The organism is Pseudarthrobacter sp. NPDC055928 (assembly GCF_042270935.1).
Lineage (GTDB): Bacteria > Actinomycetota > Actinomycetes > Actinomycetales > Micrococcaceae > Arthrobacter.
This window is the reverse complement of the sequence record NZ_JBHJZH010000001.1, coordinates 245,733-267,780: the sequence shown is the minus strand read 5'-3', so window position 1 is coordinate 267,780 and position 22,048 is coordinate 245,733. Positions and strand designations below refer to the sequence as shown.

Below are 22,048 nucleotides of genomic sequence, written 5' to 3'. Positions count from 1 at the left end.
CAGCCGGTGGCACAGACCGGTCGCCGGGTTAGCCGATTTTGTTGGCTGCTTCGGCGTCGGAGTCGGCGGCAGCGGCTGTGCCGAGGTTGGCGCGGAGTTTGGCGCCGAGTTCGGCGTCGACGTTGGTCCAGTATTGGATGGCGCGTTCCTTGATGCCGGGGCTCTTCACGCCGCCCACGGCGCCGGTGATGGTGTCGAGGAAGCGGGCTTTGGCGGCGTCGTCGTAGACCTCGCGGTAGAGTGTGCCGGCCTGGCCGAAGTCGCTGTCCTCGGCGTGCAGGGTGTGCGCGGAGAGGGTCAGTTCGCCGTCGTTCTCCCAGCCGCCGGCGGGGTTCTGTGGCTCTACGGCTGCCGGGCCGCCCACGGAGTTGGGGGCGTAGACCGGGGTGGTGGGGGCGTTGAACAGGTAGCGTCCGGCGCCGTCCTGGCTGTAGTTGTTGACCTGGTTCCTGGGCTGGTTCACCGGGATCTGGGCGTGGTTGGTGCCCACGCGGTAGCGGTGTGCGTCGGCGTAGGAGAAGATGCGGGCCTGGAGCATTTTGTCCGGGGACGCGGCGATGCCGGGCACGAAGTTCGAGGGCGCGAAGGTGGCCTGTTCGATCTGCGCGAAGTAGTTCTCCGGGTTCTTGTTCAGTTCCATGGTGCCGACCTTGATCAGCGGGTAGTCCGCGTGCGGCCAGACCTTGGTGAGGTCGAAGGGGTTGAAGCGGTAGGTCTTGGCGTCCTCGTAGGGCATGACCTGGACGTGCAGGTCCCAGGACGGGAAGTTGCCGGCGTCGATGTTTTCGGCGAGGTCGCGGATGTAGAAGTCCGCGTCGGATCCGGCCAGCTCTTCGGCCTGCTCGCCGGTGATGGTCTTGACGCCCTGGTTGGACTTGAAGTGGTACTTGACCCAGAAACGTTCGCCCGCGGCGTTGATCCACTGGTAGGTGTGTGAGCCGTAGCCCTGCATTTCACGCCAGGAGGCCGGCAGGCCGCGGTCGCCCATGAGCCAGGTGACCTGGTGCGCGGATTCGGGGGACAGGGTCCAGAAGTCCCACTGCATGTCGGCGTCGCGCAGGTGGGTGCCCGGGAGGCGCTTCTGGGAGTGGATGAAGTCCGGGAACTTGATGCCGTCGCGGATGAAGAAGACCGGGGTGTTGTTGCCCACGAGGTCGTAGTTGCCCTCGGAGGTGTAGAACTTCACGGCGAAGCCGCGGGGATCGCGCCAGGTGTCCGGGGAGCCGTTCTCGCCCGCGACGGAGGAGAACCGGATCAGCATCTCGGTCTCGGCGCCGGGCTGCAGGAACGCGGCCTTGGTGTAGGCAGAGATGTCCTCGGTGGCCCTGAACGTACCGAACGCGCCGCCGCCCTTGGCGTGTACTACGCGCTCGGGCACCCGCTCGCGGTTGAACTGGGCGAGCTTTTCGACCAGGTAGTGGTCAGTCAGGATGATGGCACCGTCGGCACCAACTGACTTCGAATGCGCGTCGGACGTAACCGGCGCACCTGACTGGGTCGTTGAAATGGCAGTCATTATTCTCCTATTTCTCTATTACTTGCGAGGGACGTTCAGAAGGAAGTTGTTGGGACTGCTGGCAGTCCTGGCAGATGCCCTGGTACATGACATCGGCGATCTGGATGGTCATGGGCTTGGCGTCCTTATCCCAATGCGGGGTAAGGCAAGGCGCATGCCCGACGGCGCACTCTACGTCCTCGACGCGCCCGCAGCTGATGCAGATCGCGTGGTGGTGGTTATCGCCCACGCGGGTCTCGTACAGTGCGGGGGAGTGCGGCGGCTCAAAGCGGCGCAGCATGTGCAGGTCAGTGAGGTCGCCCAGGACCACGTAGACGGACTGCGCAGTGAGCTCCGGGAGCTCCTTGCGCGCGGCGGCGAGGATGCTCTCCGCGGGGGAGTGGGGGTGATGCTCGACGGCGGCCAGCACCGCCAGTCGCTGCTTGGTCACCCGGCGGCCGTGGGCGCGCAGGGCAGCAGCCCAGGCTTCGTGGCCGCCAAAGTGTTCCGTCATGCCTCTATTGAAGCACTTATTATGAGTTCATCACAATAAGGCTTGGCTAACCTCCGGAAGAGCCAGGAACTCCTGCATCGGATTGACTGATTCCCCAGCCGAACGTCCCATGGCGTGGACCTCCAATGGCCCATCGCCAGGCTCCGGAACCACACAGCTCAACCCGCTCACGCCGGGGCGTTCCGTCATGCTTTGGAGTGACGCGGCCAGCGCCAGCAAGTGTCCGGGCCTGAGCCCCGGTTCGCCCGACGACGGCGCCAACGCCGTGGACAACACAGTGTGGTGCGCGCCGGCCTTAAGCCGGGGTGGCGCCACCACGAGTTCCCCGAGATGGGAGTTCGCGGCAGTGTCGCCGGGCAACGTTGTCTCGACCTGCCATCTCGGATCAGCCTGGCGCTCCATAGCCAAACGGCGCATCGCAGTGCGGAGGCCGCCGTCGCACTCCTGGAGTTCCTCGGCTGCCGCCGGTACCCGGCGCTGCGCGGGGAGGCGGAGCTGTTCGCCCGGGGTGACCGGCTCAGTGGCCCAGCGGCCGAACAGGTGGAACGTGGGCGTGGAGGATTCGACTTCCGGTTCGCCGATTGCCGCGCCGATGGGGTGCCACTGGTGGGCGAAAACCACGGTGCAGCGACTGGCGCCGAGGACCTCGACGAGCGCCTGCCGGGCAGCGTTGTGGCACCAAAGCCAGTCGGCGGCGGAGCGGAGATCGAAGGCAACGGCTGGATTCGTGAGCCTGATCAGGAGGTGGCCGGCATTCAGCGCGGTCCGGGGACGGGCCACCTCCCAGAACGCCGATGCAAAAAGCAGCCGCCTGGATAGATTCATGCGCCAACTCCTTCCCCCGCCTGAGGATACCAAGCCGATGGCACAACACGACACGCAGGCGTGACCAGGTTTGCAGGTGGCTTCGGATGGGAACCGCACCTCGACTGGCCCACAGCGGTACTAAAATTCTGACTGAGGGCCGGGTCCTGCTGCCCGGTCCCCTGAAGGCGTGCCGGGCAGACGTGGAGGAGTGGACGTGCACAAGCATTACAACGGCCTGAAAACTGCGGCGCTCTTCGGCGTCCTCTGGGCAGTCCTGCTGGGACTGGGCGCCCTGATCGGCCTCAACATGCGCAGCTCGGCGCCCATCTGGATCATGGCACTTATCGGCGTGGCCACCACGGCCTATGGCTACTGGAACAGCGACAAGATCGCCATACGCTCCATGCAGGCCTACCCTGTCGCCGAAACCCAGGCGCCGCAGCTGTACCAGATCGTCCGCGAGCTGTCAGTCCGCGCCAACCAGCCGATGCCACGCATCTATGTCTCGCCCACGATGAACCCGAATGCCTTCGCGACGGGGCGCAATCCGCGCAACGCCGCCGTTTGTGTCACCGAAGGCATCCTCCAGCTGTTGGACGCAAGGGAGCTCCGCGCCGTCCTGGGGCACGAGCTCATGCACGTGTACAACCGCGACATCCTCACCTCCTCGGTGGCTGCCGCCGTCGCCGGCGTGATCACCTCGGTGGGCCAGATGCTGTTGTTCTTCGGCGGTGACAGGCGCAACTCCAATCCGCTGGCCATGCTGGCCATGGCCCTGTTGGCGCCGTTTGCGGCGTCCCTGATCCAGCTGGCCATCTCCCGGACCAGGGAGTACGACGCCGACGAGGACGGTGCGCAGCTGACCGGCGATCCGCTGGCGCTCGCCTCAGCCCTGGGCCGGATTGAGCAGGGCGTGCGGATCGCGCCACTGCCGCAGGACCAGAAGCTCGTCAACACCTCGCACCTGATGATTGCCAACCCGTTCCGCGGCGGGGCGATGACCAAGCTGTTCGCCACGCACCCGCCCATGAAGGACCGGATTGCCCGGCTGGAACGGATGGCCGGCCGGCGCTGACCCGGGGTTGATCAGCAAAGCTGGATGCCGCCGTCGTGCTTTCCGCGTGCTGGAGCCCTCCTGGCGAGGCCGAAAATCAGCTACGGAAGTTGACGAACTGCAGGTCCGCCTCGTCAAAGTCCTTCAGCAGCGCCATAGTGGCCTGCAGGTCATCGCGTGACTTGGACGTGACGCGGAGTTCGTCGCCCTGGATCTGGGACTTGACCCCCTTGGGCGCTTCGTCGCGGATGAGCTTGTTGATCTTTTTGGCCAGGTCCTGCGCGATGCCTTCCTTGATGGAGGCCTCCAGGCGGAACTCCTTGCCGGACGCGTAGGGCTCACCCGTGTCCAGGGACTTCAGCGAGATGCCGCGGCGGATCAGCTTGGACTGGAGCACGTCCAGGACGGCCAGGACGCGTTCCTCCGAGTTCGCCTTCATCAGGATCTTCTCGCCGCTGAAGTCGACCTCGGCGCCGACGCCCTTGAAGTCGTAGCGCTGGGCCAGTTCCTTCTGGGCCTGGTTCAGGGCGTTGGCCACTTCCTGCTTGTCCACTTTGCTTACGACGTCGAACGTTGACTCGCCTGCCATGATTCTCCTTGTGCTGGTGGTGTTGTGCCGGTGGTGCGGCCGGTTGCGCCCGGGAGGCGCCTGATGTCTGCATTCCAGCCTAATACGGATGCCCGTGTTGGTCGTTGCCGCTTTTCACAGTTCCCTCTCAGCGGACACCGGGCGGGAACGAAGCCCCGCGCCAGAGAGTTGGAGTTGTTGGTAAGAGCGCGAAGGGAAAGACCATGCACCGCAAAGCCGTCCGTTACGTCAACCGAACCACCACTGCAGCCGCCGGAGCCGTGGCTACCGCAGCCACCTCCGTCGCGGCCGCCGCCGTGGCGGCCTCCATCATCTTCAGCCCCGTGGCGGATGCTTCTGCCCGCATGGACGGCGTCAGTGAGGACCTGCTGCGTGCGGTCGAACTGAACCAGATCACCGAGGAGCAGGCCGTGAAGTTCGAGGCCCGGCTCGCCGGACGCATTCTCGGCGAGGCCTGATTCGGGCCGATTTTCCCCGCCGTTTCGGGGTTTTTCGCGCGCGTTCCCCAGGGCCGGGGGCTCGATTCGATTCTTCGGCAGAAGTTCTGTAAAGTTGTCTTGCCCGCGGTTACTGGAAGCGGAACGGCCCGGAAACGGACGTTCCGAACACTGCAGCCGGGGGTGATCTTCTTTTGAAGTTCGGCAGATTACCCGAGCGGCCAAAGGGGGCTGACTGTAAATCAGCTGGCAACGCCTACGGGGGTTCGAATCCCTCATCTGCCACCCAAGGAAAGCCTCCGGAACCATCAGGTTCCGGAGGCTTTTTCGTGCTTGAAGCGACCCCCGGCCGCCTGTCCTGCCCTGCTGCGGGGTATTCCCCTCCTCATGGTCTTTTCCCCCCTGCGTTACAGGGGGAATTGACCACGCAAAGGGGAAATCTGGGCCGTCGACAGCTTTATGGCTCCGGCGTAGGCTGGCAGCATCGGCGCATGAACCCGATGCCCTGCGTCGATGCATCAATCGATGAAGGAGTACCAATGAGTGCTGTACGTGAATTCATGACTACAGATGCAAAGTGTATTAAGGAGACCCAGTCCCTCACGGATGCTGCCCGGATGATGCAGGATCTGGACTGTGGCTCGTTGCCGATCTGCGGTGACGACGGAAAGTTGAAGGGCATGATCACCGATCGTGACATCGTGCTCAAATGCATCGCCGCCGGCCGCGATCCCCGCGAAATGATGGCCAAGGACCTCGCAACCGGCAAGCCTTACTGGGTTGACGCCGATGCGAATGTCGACGCCGCCATCGAACTGATGGAGAGGCACCAGGTCCGGCGTCTCCCGGTCATCGCCGACCACAAGTTGGTGGGCATCATCAGCCAGGGCGACATCGCCCGCAACTACTCCGAGCAGCGTGTGGGCGAGCTGGTGGAACACATTTCGGAACGCAGCCGAATGCAGGTGTAGTCAGCAACTGAAGCAGAACGCCACGGAGTCCTCTCCGTGGCGTTACTTTGTGGGCCGTCATGGCCTTGTCCGCGGTTCCCCGCCTTGAAGGTTAGGAACCACGGACAAGCTTTGGAAAGTCAGTTCAGCGCGATCAGGAGCATCTGGCTGGTTCCCGGGATACAGGTCTGCAGGATAGCCCTGGGGAAACCACCGAAAACGGCCTTGACGTCGTTGGTGGTGCCGGGGTTGGGAACCTGCCCACGGGCGGTGGCCGTGTAGGTTCCGTAGCCCGGGATGCTGATGGTTTCGCCCACGGCGATGCCGGAGAAGCGCGCCCAGCCGCCGCAGAAGTCATGTTCGGTGATGAACAGCGAGTAGCCATCGTTGGGGGTGAAGTGGATGGGGCCGATGCAGGCGTCCACCATTGCCTGTCCGCCGGCGCCCGCTACATAGATCGTCCGGACCGCAGGCGTGGCCTGGCCCGGAGTCGTTGGGGCGGCGACGGCGGGACCGGTCAGCACCAAGGACTGGCCGGGGACGATGATGCTGTAGGCACCCAGCCCGTTGGCGGCCAGCATCGCATTCAGGTCCACGCCATACCGTGCGGCGATCCCACCCACAGTGTCGCCGGGAACAACGGTGTAGCGGTTGGAATCGCCCGAGGGAGCAGGCGCCAAAGCAGGCGCCGGGGGAGCCGGGACCGGTGCAGGACCCTCGACCGGTGCAGGACCCTCGGCCGGTGCAGGACCCTCGGCCGGTGCGGCCGCCGTCGTGCTTACCTCCGGTGGAAGCGGAACCTCTGCAGTGCGGACGGGCCCTGCCAAGGATCCAACGCCAACGGCGGAGACCACGGCAGCGGCGGCCATGCCTGCCCAGAGCCGGTTGCTGACAGGATTGCGGGTCTGGGTCAGTTCTGCCCGGGGGACGTCTGTTTCGAAGTTCCGGCTGGGAGGTTCGGAAGGTTTTGCGGTCAACTGATGCATGGGTGGCCCATCGCAGGTCGGCCCAGTCAAGGAAAAGCAGCGGTGGATGCCGCCGGTTCCCCTTGGAGGACGGATCGAGGTGTGATGCGCTATGCGGTTCCGGTCAGTAACCGGCGCCGCGCAGGATGCGCGTGATGGGAGCCGCCCGCATACCCAGAAGATACGGGAGCTCCACCATGAAGCGGCATCATCCACCCCAGCTCGGAGGATGCGCCAGCAACGTATTCGGCCCTAGGAATTCCGAGTCTAGGAAGCCGTTGCGCCAGGCGGCACCAGTAGGGGTTACTCGAATTTTTCGCAACAAGTCCAGTGGCGGGCGTTTTTTCTACTCAGTAGTACTCGCCGCGGCTACGCGAACTTCAGGGCGTGCGCCGGTCCCTCAGTTCGGCGACCTCGCGCCGCAGCGATGCGATCTCCTCCACCAGGTCGGCCAGCTCGGCCCGGACGGGTTCCTCCGCAGACTCCGCGGCGGCTTCGGTGGATTCCTCAACGCGCTGGACAAGCCAGGAGGCGATGGAAGCGGTGACCACGCCGAGCACGGCGATGCCGCTCATCATGAGCGCCGCGGCAACCATCCGGCCGATCGGAGTCACGGGATACATGTCGCCGTATCCCACAGTGGTGATAGTGGTGATGGCCCACCAGACGGCGTCGCCGAAGGTCAGGATCTTGGCATCTGGAGCGGACTGTTCAACATCCAGCACTGCCAAGGCACCCACAAAGACGAGCAGGGCCGCTGAGCCGGCCACATACGTGACAACGCGGCCACGGAGGGTTTCACCGACGGTCCGGTGCAGTACCGACAGCAGCGTCACCAGCCGGAGCAGCCTGAGCGGACGGAAGAAGGGCAGGGCAACTATCAGGAGTTCGTGCAGGTTCCAGAGGAACCAGCGACGCCGGTCCTTGGCGAGCCACAGGTTGGCTGCGTAGTCGAGGGCGAAGATCCCCCAGGTCAGCCACAGGACGGCCTCCAGCCACTCGGCGGCGCCTCCTTCGACGCGGCCAATCACCTGCCACGCATAGGCGGCCAGGAACACCAGTGCAGTTCCCATCAGCGGCCACTCGGCGACGTCCCGGTAGCGTTGTTGCGTCATGCGCCACATCCTACGCGGGAGCTCTTGAAAGTCAGGCTGGCCCCTCAAGTTACTGACGGGTAACATTGGGGGATGCACCTGCTTCTTCGTACCCTCCTGATGCTGTTCACGTCCGCCCGCCGCTCCGCGCTCACCATCTGGGACACCTCGTCCTTACCGCTGCGCGTCCTGCCCACCGACATCGACATCGCCATGCACGTCAACAACGGCATGTATTTCTCCCTCATGGACCTGGGCCGGTTCGACCTCATGGTCCGCAGCGGCGTCTGGAAGAGGATGCGCCGGCGCGGCTGGAGTCCGGTGGCAGCGGGGGAGACCATCGCCTTCCGGAAGTCCCTGCAGCTGTGGCAGCAGTACACCATCGAAACGAAGATTATCGGCCTGGATGCCAAAGCCATCTACTTTGAGCAGCGCATGGTGGCCGACGGCGAGATTTACGCCCGTGCCTACATCGCCACCCGCCTGGTCAGCAACGGCAAACCCGTTAGCCAAGAAGAGATCCTGCGGGAGTTCGGCCAGCCCCCGGCGGACTGCATTCTGCCCGAATGGATTCACGAGTGGCGTGAGGCCAACGCACTGCCGGGCAGCCGGACACCTGCCCCGCATCTCTGGGAAGCCAGGGCCTGACCTCAGGCCAAGCAAACAAAAAGGGCCGACGTCGGCACCCGGCTACGCGCCGACGTCGCGCCTTTCCACCGCAAAAGCAGCCAGCGCCACCAGGGCCGCCGAGATAGTCCACAGCCACCCCGCCGCGGCCCAGTCCGCACCGTTGGCCACAGGGGAATTTCCATACGCCCAGTGGTAAGGGCTCAAATTCAGCAGCCATTGCACATCATCGCTCTGCCGGCCGACGGCGTTGAAAACATACCCCAGCACCCCCACCGCGGCACCGGCGGCGAGCCCGTACGTCCGGCGGCCGGTCACCGCTCCCGCGCAAAGCGCCGCGGTTCCGCTCAGGAGCGCCAGGCCGGCGAACAGCACCGCCGCGCCGAACAGGTTCTCCGGAAGGATGTCCAGCTTGGCCGGGTCATTCAGCAGCCTGACCAGCACAAAGACCAGGGCCGCGAGCAGCACCACACGCAGGACCAGGGAGAGCGCGCGTTCAAGCACCACCTGGACCCGGGTCACGCCGTGGGCGAGCGTCAACTCCAGCTGGCCGGACTCCTCGTCACCACCCACCGCGGCGGCACCCCATCCCACGGAGGCGATGGTCATCAGGAGGAACCCGATCAGGCCGAAGAGCGTGGCCTGGGTATAGCCGGGGCCGGTGGCGATCTGGTCGTAGTTCAGCGCCTTGGTCATCTCGGCCGGGAGGGCATCGATCATGTCCTGCATTTGCGCACTTCCGCCGATGGACGGGTACAGCGGCAGGTACAGGAACGTGGCGCCGGACAGCCCGGCTCCCCACCCGAGGGTGGAGCGCCACGAATCAAAAAACGCCCGGCGGAACAGCGGAAGCTTGGTGCTCACGTTGCTGCCTCCTGCTGGCTTGAATACATCTTCAGTACCGATTCCTCCAGATCAGGCTCCTCCAGGACAAGGTCGGTCAGCTGCAGGGACGCGAGCACCTGAATTAAGGGCTGGATGTCACCTTCCAGCGTGGCTGACACGGTGACGGTGCTGCCGGACTCAAGTACCTCCACGCGTCCGACGCCGGGCACCGCACCAAGCAGCGCGCCGGCGTCGTGCGCGTTAATTCCGTGAGCAGAAAGCCGGACGTGCCGCACGGCACCTGCCCGAAGTCCGCTCACCGACTCAACAGCGATGATCCGGCCGTCCCGCAGGATGGCAACCGTATCCGCCGTCTGCTGTACTTCGCTCAGGACGTGGGAGCTAAGGAAAATGGTCTGGCCGTTGTGCTGCGCTTCCCGCACCATGGCATGGAACTCCTGCTGGATCAGCGGATCCAGGCCGCTGGTGGGCTCGTCAAGGACCAGCAGTTCCGGATCGTGCATAAATGCCTGGACCAGGCCCAGTTTTTGCTTGTTGCCTTTGGACAGCTTGCGCGTGTGGCGGTCCAGGTCCAACCCCAGCCGTTCAGCCAGCGCATCGATCCGGCCCGTTGCTACCGGGCCGCTGATGGCCTGATAATGGGCCAGGAGTTTCCGGCCGGTGACCCGGCCCTCGAGGAACAGCTCTCCCGGAAGGTAGCCGATCCGCCGGCGGAGTTCGGGACCGGCCGCCCGCGGGTCCTTCCCGAGGACCCGGACCTCCCCGGAAGTGGGTCGGATGATGTCCAGCAGGCAGCGCATGGTAGTGGTTTTGCCCGCACCGTTGGGGCCGATGACGCCGAACACCGAGCCGGCCTCGACTGCGAAGTCCACGCCGTGGAGCACCTCCCGGCGGCCGAATTTCTTGGTGAGGGACTTCGTGGAGATGGCGTGCGGCATGCACCCTCCCGTGCGCGGCGTTCAGCGGCTGATCACCCCAAGGGTAGGCCCGGCGGCCCGCTCTGTATATGGGGTGCCGCAGTTATTCCCAATGACGCGCGAAGCGAACAGGGCCCCCACGCCGCGACATTCCATGGCCTGCTCGCGTACCGTTGAAACCATGGCTACCGTTGACATCACAGGTGAACAGTTCGCATCGACCATCGAAGGCAATGACATTGTCCTGGTCGACTTCTGGGCTGAATGGTGCGGTCCCTGCAAGCAGTTCGGGCCCACGTACAGCGCCGTGTCGGAGAAGCACTCCGACGTCCTGTTCACGAAGGTGGACACCGAGGCCGAGCAGCAGCTCGCTGCCGAGGCCGGAATCACGTCCATCCCCACGCTGATGGCGTTCCGCGAAAAAGTCCTGGTCTTCTCGCAGCCCGGCGCCCTGAACGCCCAGCAGCTGGAGCAAGTGGTTGACGCCGTCAAGGCCCTGGACATGGACGAGGTGCACGCCCACGTGGCGCGCTCGAAGGCAGAGGCCGCGGCGGCTGGCGAGGCCAAGGACAACTCCTAGCCCTTAAAACGCATCGACTGATCCCCACCGGCCCCCCAGCCTCGCAAGCTCGGCCAGGGAACCCTGCCGGTGTGGGCCCTCGCCCTTTTGAACCCTCAAAACGGCGCTTACGGAGCAGTCGATGCTTAAGTGGCGGGAGGCTACAGGCGTTCCAGCTTCACGGGCTCGGCCAGCAGGGCGCTCAGGGATTCGTTCAGGTCCTGGACAGCGGTGCCCTTGGAGTGCTTCTCCAGATCCTCTTCGGACGCCCACTGCTCCGTCAGGACCAGCTTCTCTTCGGTGGCCTCGGTCAGCTCGTAACGGATGCATCCGGGCTCATTCACCACCTCGTCGATGGCGATTTCCAGGGCGAGCTTCACACGGAAGAACTCGCCCTCGTTGGGGATGAACGTTGCCTGCAGGTCGATGGGTGCACTCATGGATTTCACAATACCGGGCCGCAGGCTGCCGGCCGTTCCTGTTTACGCGCAGACACCAGCCTGTTGCGCTTCCCATGTGCTTTCAATGCCGGGGGCCAGTTGGTAGCGTGCCAGCATGCGCGCTTATACAGCCGGGGACACTGACGTCCCGCTGCTCGAGGAGACCATCGGCACGAACTTTGAGCGGGTGGTGGCCCAGTTTCCCTTCCACGACGCGCTGATAGAGGCCGCGGCCGTTCCCGGAGCCGACGCCCGGCGGTGGAGCTACACCAAGATGAACGACGACGTCGACCGCCTCGCGCGTGCGCTCCTCGCCTTGGGCATTGCCAAGGGAGACCGGGTGGGCATCTGGAGTCCGAACTGCGCCGAGTGGACCCTGCTGCAGTACGCTACGGCGAAGTCCGGCGCGATCCTGGTGAACGTCAACCCCGCCTACCGCAGCCACGAGCTGGAGTTCGTGGTGAAACAGAACGGCATGCGCATGCTGGTCGCGGCGCCGTCGGACCGGACCAGCGACTATGTGGGGATGGCCCGCCAGGCCCTGACCGCCTGCCCGGACCTGCGGGAACTGGTCTTCCTGCCGGATCCGGGCGTGGACGGGCTCGACGCCGGCATCCCCCAAAGCGACGCAGAGCTGACGTACGGCGAGCTGCTCAAGCGGGCGGACGTCGTCGGGCATTCCGCCCTGAGGGCGCGGATGGCAGAACTGGACCCGCACGACCTTGTCAACCTGCAATACACCTCCGGGACCACGGGCTTCCCCAAGGGCGCCACCCTGACGCACCACAACATCCTGAACAACGGCTACTCCATCGGGGAGCTGCTGGGTTACACCGAACACGACCGGGTAGTGATTCCGGTGCCGTTCTACCACTGCTTCGGCATGGTGATTGGCAACCTCGCTGCGCTCAGCCATGGCGCGGCCACCATCATTCCCGGCCGCGGCTTCAGCCCCGCGGCGGCGCTGGAGGCGGTACAGGACTTTGGCGGGACATCGCTCTACGGCGTGCCCACCATGTTTATTGCCGAACTGGCGCTTCCGGACTTCGCTTCCTACGACCTCGCCACCCTTCGCACAGGCGTCATGGCGGGATCAGTGTGCCCCATCGACGTGATGAACCGGGTGATCTCCGAGATGCACATGGTGGACGTGGCCATCTGCTACGGCATGACCGAGACCTCGCCGGTGTCCACCATGACCCGGAACGGTGACACCCTCCAGCAGCGCACCGAGACCGTGGGCCGCACCATGCCCAGGCTGGAAAGCCAGATCATCGACCCCGGCTCCGGCGACGTGCTGGAACGGGGAAGGATCGGCGAACTGTGCACCCGCGGCTATGCGGTGATGCAGGGATATTGGAACCAGCCGGACAAGACAGCGGAAGCCATCGACGCCGACGGCTGGATGCACACCGGCGACCTCGCCCGGATGGACGACGACGGCTACGTGGTGATCGAGGGCCGGATCAAGGACATGGTGATCCGCGGCGGCGAAAACATCTACCCGCGCGAGATCGAGGAGTTCCTCTACAGCCACCCCTCCATCCAGGACGTGCAGGTCATCGGGGTGCCGGACGCCAAGTACGGCGAGGAACTGATGGCCTGCATCATCCTGAAGCCCGGCGCCGAGCGGCTCGATGCGGCCGCTGTGGCCGATTTCTGCCGGGGGAAGCTGGCCCACTACAAGGTCCCCCGCTACGTGGACGTCCGCGAAAGCTTCCCCATGACGGTCTCCGGGAAAGTCCGCAAAGTGGAAATGCGCGAGGAGGCTGTGGCCAGGCTGGGGCTCTGACAGGCGGGCTAGGCTCAGGTTGCCGCGGCTGGCTCGATCTGCGCGAGCAGACCGGCAGCGTCGTAGTAGCGGCGTTCCTCGATAACTTCTCCGTCAGCGTTGAACTTCGAGAAGACAGCGCCGCTGTTGTCGATGGAATTTCCGGTAGCGGGAATCTCCCCCTCGGGGGAAGCCAGCGGGCCAAGGTGCGTCCCGCGCAAGGTGTACTCGCCCGCTACCGTCTCGCCGTCCTGGAGAAGGGGACCCACCGTGACTCGTGCGTCCGGGAAGGCCCGCAAGAGTTCCACCATGTCCTGCTCGATGGCGTCCCGCCCCTTCAACGGCTGCGGATAGAGCGGGTCGTGAACCACCGCGTCCGCGGCGTAGGTTGCGGCGAAGGCCTTCGCATCGTGGGCGTTAACTGCATCCACCGCCGTGGTAAATGCACTGGTCAATGGGCTCGTGTTCATCGTTTGCTCCTAAATTCGTTCCTGTTGTCCGTTTTCCGGGACACCTTCAGGCTCCCCTGATTGGTGGCAGCGGGGATCGGTCAGCTGACCCATTTTGTGGCCCATGCCGAAGTGCTGTAATTGAAGCGTGACGCTGGAGGAAATCACAGCGAGAGGCCACGAGGCACTGGAAGCGGGGCAGTGGGCGCAGGCCCGGGCCGCGTTTGAGGAAGCGCTTGTGGGCACCGGATCGGCAGGCGCGCTGGCGGGCCTGGGTGACGCCCTGTTTTTCCTCGGCGAAGTTGGTGAAAGCGTCCGCTGCCGTGAGCGCGCCTATGCCGCCAGCCGCCGCGCCGGCAACATGCCGGAGGCGATCGACTCCGCAGTGTGGCTGTGCCTCGTCTACGGGATGTCCCTGGGCAATGAGGCAGCGGCGCGGGGCTGGCTCGCCCGCGCCGAAAGCATGGCCGACCCGGACGACGGACTGACCCAGGCCTGGGTCGATTATTGTGCGGCCCTCCTCGCCACGGATGTGCACTCATGCCGGGACCTGATCGAGCGGGCGCTGGCCACCTCGCAAGAGCTGGGCGACCCGGACCTCGCAGTCTGCGCCCTTGCCGAGCGCGGAGTCCTCCTGGTCAAGGACGGCGAAGTCCAGGCCGGGTTGCGGTGCGTGGATGAGGCAATGGCCAGCGCTTTGGGCGGCGATGGGACCACGTTCTACACCGTGGTTATGGCGAGCTGTTCGATGCTGACGGTCTGCGACCTCCTGAGCGACCTCGGGCGGGCAACCCAGTGGTCGCAGGCTGCAGATGACTACATGAGGGCGTATGGATGCCCCTACCTTTATGCCCAGTGCCGGCTGGTCCACGGGCGCGTTCTCCTGCTGACGGGCCACTGGGCCGAAGCAGACGAGGAATTGCGGCGTGCCGCCGCAGGCACAAGGGGCGTTTTCCCCGGCATGTTCCACCAGGCCATCGCGAGCCTTGCCGAGCTTCGCCTGCGCCAGGGACGCTTCGACGAGTCCCGGGCATTGATTGAGGGCATCGGTACCCCGGTCGAGGCCAGCCTTGTGGCGGCGGGCCTGGCCCTCCGAAACAACGAACCGGCGGTGGCCGTGGCCCTGGCAGAGCGGTGGCTTCGGTCGGAAAGCATCAACAGCGACGCCGTGGCTCCGCCGCTGCACGCGGGCGGGCAGCGGACGTCACTGGAGACGGCGGGCGCACGCGGCCTCCTGGTGGAAGCACACCTGGCAGCCGGAAATCCCGCTGCTGCCGCTGCGGCGGCCGAATACCTTGCCACGCTCGACGGCGGCGCGGGGGAAGTGCGGTTGCTGTCCGCCCATGCCGCGCTGGCGAAGGGGCGGGTGGCCGCCGCCGAAGGCCGGCAGGAGACCGCAACGGTCTACTTTGAGGACGCCCTCACCTGGTTCGGGCGGCTCGAGCTTCCGCTGGAGGCGGCACGCACCAGGCTGGAGCTTGCGCGGGCATTGGCCCAAGGCCAGCCCGCGCTCGCAGTCTCTGAAGCCCGCTCTGCCCTGTCAGCGCTGGACAAGCTGGGAGCATCCCATGATGCAGACGTGGCTGCGGCCCTCCTGCGGTCCTGGGGTGCCGGGGGCCGGTCCGTTCCCCGCGAGGCAGGCATCCTCACCCGCCGGGAGCAGGAGATCCTGCGCCTGCTGGTAGAGGGCTATTCCAACCCTGAAATCGCAGGACAGCTGTTCATCAGCAGCAAGACCGTGGCACACCACGTGAGCAACGTGCTGGAGAAACTGGGCCTACGCAACCGTGCTGAAGCCGCAGCCTACGCCGCCCGCCTGGACTCCGCCTGACCGGGCCTTGATCGGCCCGCATTTACCGGTTTGTGCTGCGGCCTGCTACTCGGGCTGGTTGCCGGCGCCGCCGTTGATGGTGAACGGCGTCGTGACCCCGTCGTACATCACGTGGGCAACGAGGCCGTCGACGGCGTGGGGAAGCGTATGGCAGTGGTCGCTCCAAATACCAGGGTTGTCGGCAACGAAGGCAATCTCATACGCCTCGCCGGGGTGGACATCGAGCGAATCGACCCACCAAGGGCTTCCTGCCGCCGGCTTGCCGTCGCGTGAGAGCACCAGGACATGGTGGCCGTGCAGGTGCATTGGATGCACCTCGCCCGACTCATTGGCGATCCGCATGACGACGACGTCATCCTCGCGCACGTGGAACATCGGCACGTCCGGGAAGAGCGCCCCGTTGATTGTCCAGAAGTTTCCGGGCCGGCCGTCGATCAGGCCGAGGCGGCGTCCGATCCTGTAGTCGAAAGTGCGGTCCGGCGAGCGCGGATCGAAGTCGGGCGGGGCAGGGTCGCCGTACGCCAGCAGGTCCAGGGTTTCGGAGGGTTGCCGGGCAGAGGGCGCGGCGCCTGCATCTCCGGAGGCCGGATCGCCGATGGAGATGCTCCGGGCCCCGCCGACGTGCAGGCGGGCAGCGCCGTTAACGGGGGCCTGCACGGCGACGTCCACCCGGCCGCCTGCCGGAATCAGTACCTTTCGTCCGTCGACGGCGGCGGCGCCGTTGACCTCGTGCCCATCAGTCGCGATGACCCGGAAGGGTGCGGCTGACCAGACAGCGGCAGTTCCCTGGTCGGTGTTGATGACCCGGATCCTAACGGTACTGCCGGGCTCGGCCGGCACGTGCTCGTCCTGCACGCGCCCGTTGAGGGTGTGCTGGCCGCCGTAGACATGCAGCAGCGCGACGGCGTCGGCCTGGAACTGCTTGGCCGGCGGGTCGGCCGCTGGCAAGGCCGGTTCGATGACGACCGCACCCAGCAGCCCGCCCTCGACCTGCTCATGTGAGACCTGGTGCGAGTGGTACCAATACGTGCCGGCGTCATCTGCGGTGAAACGGTAGACATGGCGGCCGCCGACAGGAACAGCGTCCTGCGTGATCCCGGCAACGCCGTCAGCCGCGTTCGGCACGTCCACGCCATGCCAGTGCAGGGTGGCCCCTGCCCGGACCGACTCGTTGACCAACACCACTTCGACGAGATCACCCTGCGTGGCGCGGATCGTAGGCCCCGGGGATGTGCCGTTCACGGTATATCCCTCCACCGGACGTCCGCCGGGGATGTCCACTGTCTGGCGGCGGGCGACGAGCTCGACGCGGACGTCAGGTGGCCGGAGCGGGTCCGCGATCAGCTCCGTCACGCTGACCTCACCGGCCGGGCCGGCAGCGACGGAACCAGAGCCATGGATGTGGGAGGCGTGCCCGCCACCCATATCGATCACCGAGTATTCGCCCAGCAGGGTCGAGCTCCACCCGAGCGCACCGAGGCCAAGCGCACCGGCCACCGCAACACCCGCGGAAACGCGCCGGACGAGGTCAGGTCGCGATGGCATGGGAGGCGCGTTCCTCAGCACCGGCTGCCGCCGAGCGCCTGGCCCGCATCCCCGCGTAGACGGCGGTGAGCAGCACGGCCAGCGCGTTCGCACCGTGGACCAGGCCGAGGTAAGGCATGTCAACGATGGAGTAGCCGAGCGTGATCTGCAGCGCCACCAGGGCGAGCACAACGGCTGCCCACAGGCGTGCGCCACGCAGCCGTGCGCCGTCGGCCTTCACGAAGAACGCCACGATGAGCAGCGCGACGGCGGCCAGCGGTATGACCACCCCGCCAACGATGCCGTGGATGGGGAAGCCGAGGTCGCCGATGAACGTGGCCTGCCGGCTCTCGACGAGGGCCTTGTCGATGACACCACCATCCTGGACGTACCGGCCGATGCCTCCGAGGGCGAAGGCGATCGACGCTGCCTGCACAACAACGCCGCCGGCGATGATCCAGGCGATGGCTGCGTAAATCCTGCGCATGATGTCCTCCTGTTCGTGCGGGTGCCATTCCGCGGCATCCACTCGAGCCCACCGTAGGCGCGCAGCCGACGTGCCCGGAACGCGGGTGGCCGCAGGGTAGATGGAGGCCAGCCACCATGGGAGTCGGGTGGGTACCCCCTCCCGGGAATGGCCACACAGGCGGATCATAGGACTGTGCTCCGAAGATGGGGATTGCTCGCAGCGTTGGCTCCGGTCGGAGTGGCGTCGCTCATCTACGTCGTGATCATTCGCGGGTTCGTCGCACCGGAGAACCACGGACTCAGCTGGCCGTTGCTTGGCGTGCTGCCGACGTTCGTCTTCGGCATGTGGCTGCTCACCGTTTCGTCATCCCGGGCCGCCGTGTTCATCGCGGCCGCTGCCACGGCCATGGCTGTCGGCTCGGCGTACGAGACGTTCGCGGTCCAGGATCCGGGGCTGCCCGGTCAGCCGTGGTTCCCGCTCGTGAACCTGGTCGGCCTGACCGCCGATGCGGTGGCGGCGGCAGGCTTCGTCAGCATGTTCGCGAGCTTCCCAACCGGGGTGCCCGAGCATCGGTGGCAACGCATCGCCGTCGGCCTCCTGTGGGTTCCCGTGGTGGCCGCCCCGCTCTCTTTGTTCACCAGCCCGCAGGTACTGGTGCCGCAGTTTCTGGACCTCAGCGATGGCATACCGAACGCGTTCGCGGTGCCCTGGCTGGGTTGGGCGGCGCCGGCGGTCTACTGGGCCATCTACCAGTGGCCGTGGATGCCACTGGGCGTGGGCGTGCTCCTGAGCCGGGCAGTGTTCGGGGACAAGGAAGTCCGGGCACGCACCCGGGTCATGACCTGGGTGGTGATCGCCACGGTCATCAGCTACGGGCTGTGGCTGCACGGGCCGCCCAACGCCATCGTTACGGCCGCCGTGTTCGCTTCGCTCACCGCAGTCCCGCTGGCGGCCATCCATGGCATCCTCCGCCATGGCGCCTTCGATATTGCCCCCGGTGACCGCGGGCGCCTCGCGGCCCGGTCCTCCGGCCTGCTCATCACGGTCCTGTACGCGATCGGCGTCGCAACACCGGCCGTACTGCTGGCCGACCGCCTCACGATTATCGGCGCCGCTCTCCTGACAACGGTTCTCGCCGTGTGCCTCTTGCCGGTCCGGGGATGGTTGCAGCGGTGGATCCACCGCTCTGTCTTTGGGGATCGGGACAGGCAGCTGATGCTGCTCAGCGAGCTCGGTTCCCGCTTGGAGCAGTCCGTGGAGCCCGGTGAGCTGATGGCCCGCCTGGCGGCGGCCGTGCGTGATGGCCTCGATGCATCCTGGGTCCGCATTTTCCTCGCAGGTCCTGACGGCAGGTTCGTGGCATCGCCCACGGGTGTGGCCGGTGATGTGAAGGGGGAGGCTGTTGCCTCCTGCGACCTTGAGCGGGCGAATGAGGCACTGGGCCGGATCGAGCTTGGGCCGCGCCGGCGCGGTGACTACAGCGACGCCGAACGGGCCTTGCTCCGTACGGTCGCCGGCCAGGCTGCGGAGTCAGTGGCGAACGTGCGCCTGAGCGCCCAGCTCGCTGAGCAGCTTCAGGAGCTGAGCGCGTCAAGGGAGCGGCTCGTCGCCGCGCAGGATGACGAACGCAAGCGCCTCGAGCGGGACCTGCACGACGGGATCCAGCAGAACGTGGTCGCACAGATCGCCGGGCTTCGCCTCGCCCGGAACCGGTTGCAGCGCGGTGAGCTTACCGCCGTCGAACTCGCTGATCTCCAGGACCAGGCCCGGGAGACGCTCACCGACCTGCGCGAACTCGCCCATGGCATCCACCCGCCCGTCTTGAGCGATAACGGCCTCGTAGCGGCCATCGAGTCCAGCGCGGCCAGGTTCCCCATCCCGCTGACGGTCGACGCTGACGAGGGCATCCGTGCCGAGCGGTTCCCTGAGGAAGTGGAAACGACGGCGTACTACGTGGTCCGGGAGGCGCTGGCCAACACCGCAAAGCACGCGCAGGCGAGCCATGCCTCCGTGGGCCTCGCCCGGAAGGACGGGCACCTGCGGATCGCGATCACCGACAACGGCTGCGGCATAGGCGCCCTCGCGCCCGGGTCCCGCGGCGGCCTGGCCAATATCCGGGACCGCGTGGCGGCGCTGCGGGGAACGGTGGACGTCTCGGGCCGCGACCCGTCGGGCACCACCGTGCTGGTTGACCTCCCCGTGGAGCGGGAGGAGCACCACGTTGGATGAAGCGGATGTGCTGCGGGTGGTCATCGCCGAGGACAACTACCTCGTCCGCGAGGGGCTGCGACGTTTGCTGGAGGACTCCGGCGAAATAGACGTCGTGGCCTGCACGGGCAACGCAACGGAGCTGATCGACGCTGTGCGCCGGTTCTCGCCTGATGCGGTGCTCACCGACATCCGGATGCCGCCTGGCCATCACATGGAGGGCATTGAGGCTGCCCGCGCCATACGCGCCGCGCACCCGGAGACGGGCGTGGTGGTCCTGTCGCAGCACGCCGACCAGAGCTACGCGCTCGCGCTGTTCGCCGACGGTTCGGCAGGCCTCGGCTACTTGCTCAAGGACCGCATCGGCGACCTGGAGGACCTCGTGCACGCGCTCCGCGAAGTACGGGCTGGTGGTTCGGTCATCGATCCGCAGATCGTCGATACGCTGGTGCGCCGCCGCAGCGCCGGTGCAGCCAACCCGCTTTCGGACCTGTCGCCCCGGGAACTGGACGTCCTGCGGGAGATGGCACAAGGCAGGACAAACGCGGGCATCGAACAGTCGCTGTACCTGTCCTCCTCCACGGTCGAGAAGCATGTCAATTCGATCTTTACCAAGCTGCGCCTTCCTTCAACTGGCGTGCACCGCCGCGTCGCAGCAGTGCTCGCCTTCCTCCAGCGCAACGGCAACGAGGCATCGGCCGAAGAAGACGGACAGAACCACCCGCTCAGCTGATGTTGCGGTTGATGGCCCGGACACCAACCACCAGCCCGACGGCGGCCGTCAGCGATGCGGCGAGCAAGCCCAGGAGGGTGTCGGTCCCGACGTTGCCGGCGAACAGCTCCCGCTCAGCGTTGACCAGGTAGGTCAGCGGGTTGAACAGGCTCGCAGTCTGCATCCACCCCGGTCCGGCCTCAATGGGCAGCATGATGCCGGAGAGGATCATCAGCGGGAACAGCAACGTCTGCTGCACGCCCCAGAAGATCCACTCCTTGTTCTGGGACACGAGCGCCAAGGCGTAGGAGAGCGCGCCGAGCCCGATGCCGAAGATCCCCAGGATGACCAGTCCTGCCAGCACATGCAGCGGGTAGAAGACGAAGCCGAAGGGAATGCAGACCAGGGCGATGAGCAGCCCCTGCACCACCAGCGGCGCCCACTCTTTCAGGGCACGCCCGATCATCAGCGAGGAACGGGACAGCGGTGTTGCCAGGATCCGCTCGTACGAACCTGTCATGAGCTCGTACTGCAGGTTCGAACCGGTCATGGATGTGCCGAACAGGGCAATCATCACCACCACCCCGGGCAGGAACCACTGAAGCGTGGACTGCCCGCCGAACGCCGGCGCGCCCACGGCAGCGCCGAGCAGCGGGCCGAAAAGGCCCAGGAACACGAGCGGCTGGATCAGCGAAAAGATCAGCGAGAACGGGTCCCGCAGCGGCAGCAGCATCTCGCGCCAGAATACGTACTTCGTATCCCTCAGAACCTGGCCGAGGCTGGGCTTCCTCAGGACTTCCGGAGTGGCTTGCACACTCATCAGCGGTTGGCTCCTTCCCGCAGGTTGCGGCCGGTCAGTTCCAGGAACACGTCATCCAGCGTCGGCGGCTTCAGCTCCAGCGACTGGGCGGGAGCGCCGGCGTCGTTCATCTCCTTCAGCAACGCGGGCGCCAGCCGCGCGCCTTCGGTGAGCCGGAGGCGGAAGCGGACAACGCCGTCGTACGTGTTTTCATTGACCTCCCCGCCCGCAGCGGCCCGGCCCAGCAACCCCCGCACTCCGGGAGCCGCTTCCGCCGCCACTTCCACAGCCAGCAGGTCACCGGCGAGGTTGGCCTTTAGCCGGGCCGCCGTGTCATCGGCGATGATCCGGCCGTGGTCGATCACGATCACGCGCTCGGACATCAAATCGGCTTCGTCCATGTAGTGCGTGGTCAGGACGATGGTGGTGCCGTGTTCGGCGCGCATCCGCATGATGTGCTCCCACAGGTTGGCCCGGTTCTGCGGATCCATACCGGTGGACGGTTCGTCCAGGAAGAGCAGCCTCGGCGAATGCATCAGGCCCAGCGCCACGTCCATCCGCCGCCGCTGGCCGCCGGACAGCTTGATGACCGTACGCTTGGCGAGGTCGGTGAGGTCCAGGGACTTCAGCAGATCCTGCGCCCGGGCGTTGGCGTCTGTGGTGTTCATGCCATAGAAGCGGCCCTGCATCACCATTTCGTCGATCACCCGGAAGCTGTGGCCACCGCCGTTGCCCTGGCCGATGTAACCAATCCTGGACCGCACTCCGGCAGGGTCCTCGGCGACGTCCACCCCTGCCACGGTTGCCGTCCCGGACGTGGGCCGCAGCAGTGTGGTCAGCATCCGCAGGGTAGTGGACTTGCCGGCGCCGTTCGGGCCGAGGAACGCGACGAGTTCGCCGGGCGCAACATCGATGTCGACGCCCTTGACGGCTTCCACGGTCTCCTTTTTGACGGTGAAAGTCTTCGTCAGTTTGTCAGTGTGGATCATGG

General features: G+C 66.0%; 23 protein-coding genes and 1 tRNA gene. 10 read left to right on the top strand and 14 right to left on the bottom strand.

Annotation, left to right across the window (positions count from 1 at the left end; translation table 11 throughout):
* Positions 1-28: 28 nt before the first annotated feature.
* Genes ACFC25_RS01310 through ACFC25_RS01300 form a run of 3 tightly spaced genes read right to left on the bottom strand, consistent with a single transcriptional unit; the run spans position 29 to position 2,834 of the window.
* Positions 29-1,516 (bottom strand): catalase, encoded by a 1,488-nt coding sequence (locus ACFC25_RS01310; protein WP_376043400.1) that lies wholly within the window; start codon positions 1,514-1,516, stop codon positions 29-31.
* A gap of 7 nt (positions 1,517-1,523) precedes the next feature.
* Positions 1,524-2,009, bottom strand: coding sequence for a Fur family transcriptional regulator (locus tag ACFC25_RS01305; protein ID WP_337346756.1), 486 nt, complete (start codon positions 2,007-2,009; stop codon positions 1,524-1,526).
* A gap of 30 nt (positions 2,010-2,039) precedes the next feature.
* Positions 2,040-2,834, bottom strand: coding sequence for a hypothetical protein (locus ACFC25_RS01300; protein WP_376043397.1), 795 nt, complete (start codon positions 2,832-2,834; stop codon positions 2,040-2,042).
* Positions 2,835-3,030: 196 nt separating this feature from the next.
* On the opposite strand from ACFC25_RS01300, the gene htpX reads away from it, so the two are divergent.
* Entirely contained in the window at positions 3,031-3,891 is an 861-nt protein-coding gene (gene htpX / locus ACFC25_RS01295) for a zinc metalloprotease HtpX (protein WP_376043394.1), read from the top strand.
* 76 nt (positions 3,892-3,967) lie between these two features.
* Here htpX and ACFC25_RS01290 read toward each other — a convergent pair whose 3' ends face one another.
* Positions 3,968-4,459 (bottom strand): YajQ family cyclic di-GMP-binding protein, encoded by a 492-nt coding sequence (locus tag ACFC25_RS01290; protein WP_066293529.1) that lies wholly within the window; start codon positions 4,457-4,459, stop codon positions 3,968-3,970.
* 203 nt (positions 4,460-4,662) lie between these two features.
* On the opposite strand from ACFC25_RS01290, the gene ACFC25_RS01285 reads away from it, so the two are divergent.
* The 3 genes from ACFC25_RS01285 (at position 4,663) to ACFC25_RS01275 (ending at position 5,867) form a co-directional block, all read left to right on the top strand.
* A complete protein-coding gene (locus ACFC25_RS01285; protein ID WP_337346760.1) occupies positions 4,663-4,917 on the top strand; it encodes a hypothetical protein in 255 nt (84 codons plus the stop codon).
* 182 nt (positions 4,918-5,099) lie between these two features.
* Positions 5,100-5,181, top strand: a tRNA-Tyr gene (locus ACFC25_RS01280).
* Between the two features lie 254 nt (positions 5,182-5,435).
* A complete protein-coding gene (locus ACFC25_RS01275) occupies positions 5,436-5,867 on the top strand; it encodes a CBS domain-containing protein (RefSeq protein WP_337346761.1) in 432 nt (143 codons plus the stop codon).
* 119 nt (positions 5,868-5,986) lie between these two features.
* Here ACFC25_RS01275 and ACFC25_RS01270 read toward each other — a convergent pair whose 3' ends face one another.
* Together ACFC25_RS01270 and ACFC25_RS01265 are read right to left on the bottom strand one after the other, a co-directional pair.
* Complete coding sequence (locus tag ACFC25_RS01270) at positions 5,987-6,832, bottom strand: LysM domain-containing protein (protein WP_376043390.1); 846 nt, start codon at positions 6,830-6,832, stop codon at positions 5,987-5,989.
* Positions 6,833-7,191: 359 nt separating this feature from the next.
* Positions 7,192-7,926 (bottom strand): potassium channel family protein, encoded by a 735-nt coding sequence (locus ACFC25_RS01265; RefSeq protein WP_376043387.1) that lies wholly within the window; start codon positions 7,924-7,926, stop codon positions 7,192-7,194.
* A 72-nt stretch (positions 7,927-7,998) separates the two neighbouring features.
* On the opposite strand from ACFC25_RS01265, the gene ACFC25_RS01260 reads away from it, so the two are divergent.
* Positions 7,999-8,553 carry an acyl-CoA thioesterase gene (locus tag ACFC25_RS01260; RefSeq protein ID WP_376043385.1) on the top strand — a complete coding sequence of 185 codons (555 nt, stop codon included), beginning with the start codon at positions 7,999-8,001 and terminating at the stop codon, positions 8,551-8,553.
* A gap of 42 nt (positions 8,554-8,595) precedes the next feature.
* Here ACFC25_RS01260 and ACFC25_RS01255 read toward each other — a convergent pair whose 3' ends face one another.
* Positions 8,596-9,396 (bottom strand): ABC transporter permease subunit, encoded by an 801-nt coding sequence (locus ACFC25_RS01255; protein ID WP_376043382.1) that lies wholly within the window; start codon positions 9,394-9,396, stop codon positions 8,596-8,598.
* The gene (locus ACFC25_RS01250) at positions 9,393-10,316 is read right to left on the bottom strand and encodes an ATP-binding cassette domain-containing protein (protein ID WP_376043379.1); all 924 of its coding nucleotides are present in this window, start codon (positions 10,314-10,316) and stop codon (positions 9,393-9,395) included. The genes ACFC25_RS01255 and ACFC25_RS01250 overlap by 4 nt, the downstream gene beginning before the upstream one ends.
* A gap of 160 nt (positions 10,317-10,476) precedes the next feature.
* Here ACFC25_RS01250 and trxA point away from each other — a divergent pair, with 160 nt between their 5' ends.
* Positions 10,477-10,875: a thioredoxin gene (trxA, locus tag ACFC25_RS01245; RefSeq protein WP_376043376.1), complete on the top strand. Its 399-nt coding sequence runs from the start codon at positions 10,477-10,479 to the stop codon at positions 10,873-10,875.
* Positions 10,876-11,015: 140 nt separating this feature from the next.
* Here the strand turns inward: trxA and ACFC25_RS01240 are convergent, their stop codons facing one another.
* Positions 11,016-11,294 (bottom strand): antibiotic biosynthesis monooxygenase, encoded by a 279-nt coding sequence (locus ACFC25_RS01240; RefSeq protein ID WP_337346768.1) that lies wholly within the window; start codon positions 11,292-11,294, stop codon positions 11,016-11,018.
* A gap of 115 nt (positions 11,295-11,409) precedes the next feature.
* Between ACFC25_RS01240 and ACFC25_RS01235 the strand changes: the two genes are divergently transcribed.
* Entirely contained in the window at positions 11,410-13,086 is a 1,677-nt protein-coding gene (locus tag ACFC25_RS01235) for an AMP-binding protein (RefSeq protein WP_376043373.1), read from the top strand.
* Positions 13,087-13,100: 14 nt separating this feature from the next.
* On the opposite strand, the gene ACFC25_RS01230 is transcribed toward ACFC25_RS01235, so the two are convergent.
* Positions 13,101-13,535, bottom strand: a complete 435-nt coding sequence (locus ACFC25_RS01230; RefSeq protein WP_337350789.1) for a nuclear transport factor 2 family protein — start codon at positions 13,533-13,535, stop codon at positions 13,101-13,103.
* A 127-nt stretch (positions 13,536-13,662) separates the two neighbouring features.
* On the opposite strand from ACFC25_RS01230, the gene ACFC25_RS01225 reads away from it, so the two are divergent.
* On the top strand, positions 13,663-15,345 hold the full coding sequence (locus ACFC25_RS01225; protein ID WP_376043370.1) for a LuxR C-terminal-related transcriptional regulator: 1,683 nt from the start codon (positions 13,663-13,665) through the stop codon (positions 15,343-15,345).
* A 45-nt stretch (positions 15,346-15,390) separates the two neighbouring features.
* Here ACFC25_RS01225 and ACFC25_RS01220 read toward each other — a convergent pair whose 3' ends face one another.
* On the bottom strand, positions 15,391-16,890 hold the full coding sequence (locus ACFC25_RS01220; RefSeq protein ID WP_376043367.1) for a multicopper oxidase family protein: 1,500 nt from the start codon (positions 16,888-16,890) through the stop codon (positions 15,391-15,393).
* Complete coding sequence (locus ACFC25_RS01215; protein WP_376043364.1) at positions 16,874-17,356, bottom strand: hypothetical protein; 483 nt, start codon at positions 17,354-17,356, stop codon at positions 16,874-16,876. The genes ACFC25_RS01220 and ACFC25_RS01215 overlap by 17 nt, the downstream gene beginning before the upstream one ends.
* A gap of 174 nt (positions 17,357-17,530) precedes the next feature.
* On the opposite strand from ACFC25_RS01215, the gene ACFC25_RS01210 reads away from it, so the two are divergent.
* A complete protein-coding gene (locus tag ACFC25_RS01210; protein WP_376043361.1) occupies positions 17,531-19,567 on the top strand; it encodes an ATP-binding protein in 2,037 nt (678 codons plus the stop codon).
* A complete protein-coding gene (locus tag ACFC25_RS01205; protein WP_337350794.1) occupies positions 19,560-20,279 on the top strand; it encodes a response regulator transcription factor in 720 nt (239 codons plus the stop codon). Before ACFC25_RS01210 ends, ACFC25_RS01205 begins: the two co-directional genes overlap by 8 nt.
* Here the strand turns inward: ACFC25_RS01205 and ACFC25_RS01200 are convergent.
* Positions 20,272-21,078 carry an ABC transporter permease gene (locus tag ACFC25_RS01200; protein ID WP_376043358.1) on the bottom strand — a complete coding sequence of 269 codons (807 nt, stop codon included), beginning with the start codon at positions 21,076-21,078 and terminating at the stop codon, positions 20,272-20,274. The genes ACFC25_RS01205 and ACFC25_RS01200 overlap by 8 nt on opposite strands.
* Positions 21,078-22,046, bottom strand: coding sequence for an ATP-binding cassette domain-containing protein (locus ACFC25_RS01195; protein ID WP_376043355.1), 969 nt, complete (start codon positions 22,044-22,046; stop codon positions 21,078-21,080). The genes ACFC25_RS01200 and ACFC25_RS01195 overlap by 1 nt, the downstream gene beginning before the upstream one ends.
* Positions 22,047-22,048 lie beyond the last annotated feature (2 nt).

Coding starts and splice junctions, on each gene's coding strand:
- ACFC25_RS01235 (WP_376043373.1), top strand. CDS start 11,410: ATGCGCGCTTATACAGCCGGGGACACTGACGTCCCGCTGCTCGAGGAG.
- ACFC25_RS01270 (WP_376043390.1), bottom strand. CDS start 6,832: ATGCATCAGTTGACCGCAAAACCTTCCGAACCTCCCAGCCGGAACTTC.
- ACFC25_RS01220 (WP_376043367.1), bottom strand. CDS start 16,890: ATGCCATCGCGACCTGACCTCGTCCGGCGCGTTTCCGCGGGTGTTGCG.
- ACFC25_RS01250 (WP_376043379.1), bottom strand. CDS start 10,316: ATGCCGCACGCCATCTCCACGAAGTCCCTCACCAAGAAATTCGGCCGC.
- ACFC25_RS01290 (WP_066293529.1), bottom strand. CDS start 4,459: ATGGCAGGCGAGTCAACGTTCGACGTCGTAAGCAAAGTGGACAAGCAG.
- ACFC25_RS01200 (WP_376043358.1), bottom strand. CDS start 21,078: ATGAGTGTGCAAGCCACTCCGGAAGTCCTGAGGAAGCCCAGCCTCGGC.
- ACFC25_RS01275 (WP_337346761.1), top strand. CDS start 5,436: ATGAGTGCTGTACGTGAATTCATGACTACAGATGCAAAGTGTATTAAG.
- ACFC25_RS01260 (WP_376043385.1), top strand. CDS start 7,999: ATGCACCTGCTTCTTCGTACCCTCCTGATGCTGTTCACGTCCGCCCGC.
- ACFC25_RS01265 (WP_376043387.1), bottom strand. CDS start 7,926: ATGACGCAACAACGCTACCGGGACGTCGCCGAGTGGCCGCTGATGGGA.
- ACFC25_RS01240 (WP_337346768.1), bottom strand. CDS start 11,294: ATGAGTGCACCCATCGACCTGCAGGCAACGTTCATCCCCAACGAGGGC.
- ACFC25_RS01230 (WP_337350789.1), bottom strand. CDS start 13,535: ATGAACACGAGCCCATTGACCAGTGCATTTACCACGGCGGTGGATGCA.
- ACFC25_RS01215 (WP_376043364.1), bottom strand. CDS start 17,356: ATGCGCAGGATTTACGCAGCCATCGCCTGGATCATCGCCGGCGGCGTT.
- ACFC25_RS01310 (WP_376043400.1), bottom strand. CDS start 1,516: ATGACTGCCATTTCAACGACCCAGTCAGGTGCGCCGGTTACGTCCGAC.
- ACFC25_RS01300 (WP_376043397.1), bottom strand. CDS start 2,834: ATGAATCTATCCAGGCGGCTGCTTTTTGCATCGGCGTTCTGGGAGGTG.
- trxA (WP_376043376.1), top strand. CDS start 10,477: ATGGCTACCGTTGACATCACAGGTGAACAGTTCGCATCGACCATCGAA.
- ACFC25_RS01285 (WP_337346760.1), top strand. CDS start 4,663: ATGCACCGCAAAGCCGTCCGTTACGTCAACCGAACCACCACTGCAGCC.
- ACFC25_RS01195 (WP_376043355.1), bottom strand. CDS start 22,046: ATGATCCACACTGACAAACTGACGAAGACTTTCACCGTCAAAAAGGAG.
- ACFC25_RS01305 (WP_337346756.1), bottom strand. CDS start 2,009: ATGACGGAACACTTTGGCGGCCACGAAGCCTGGGCTGCTGCCCTGCGC.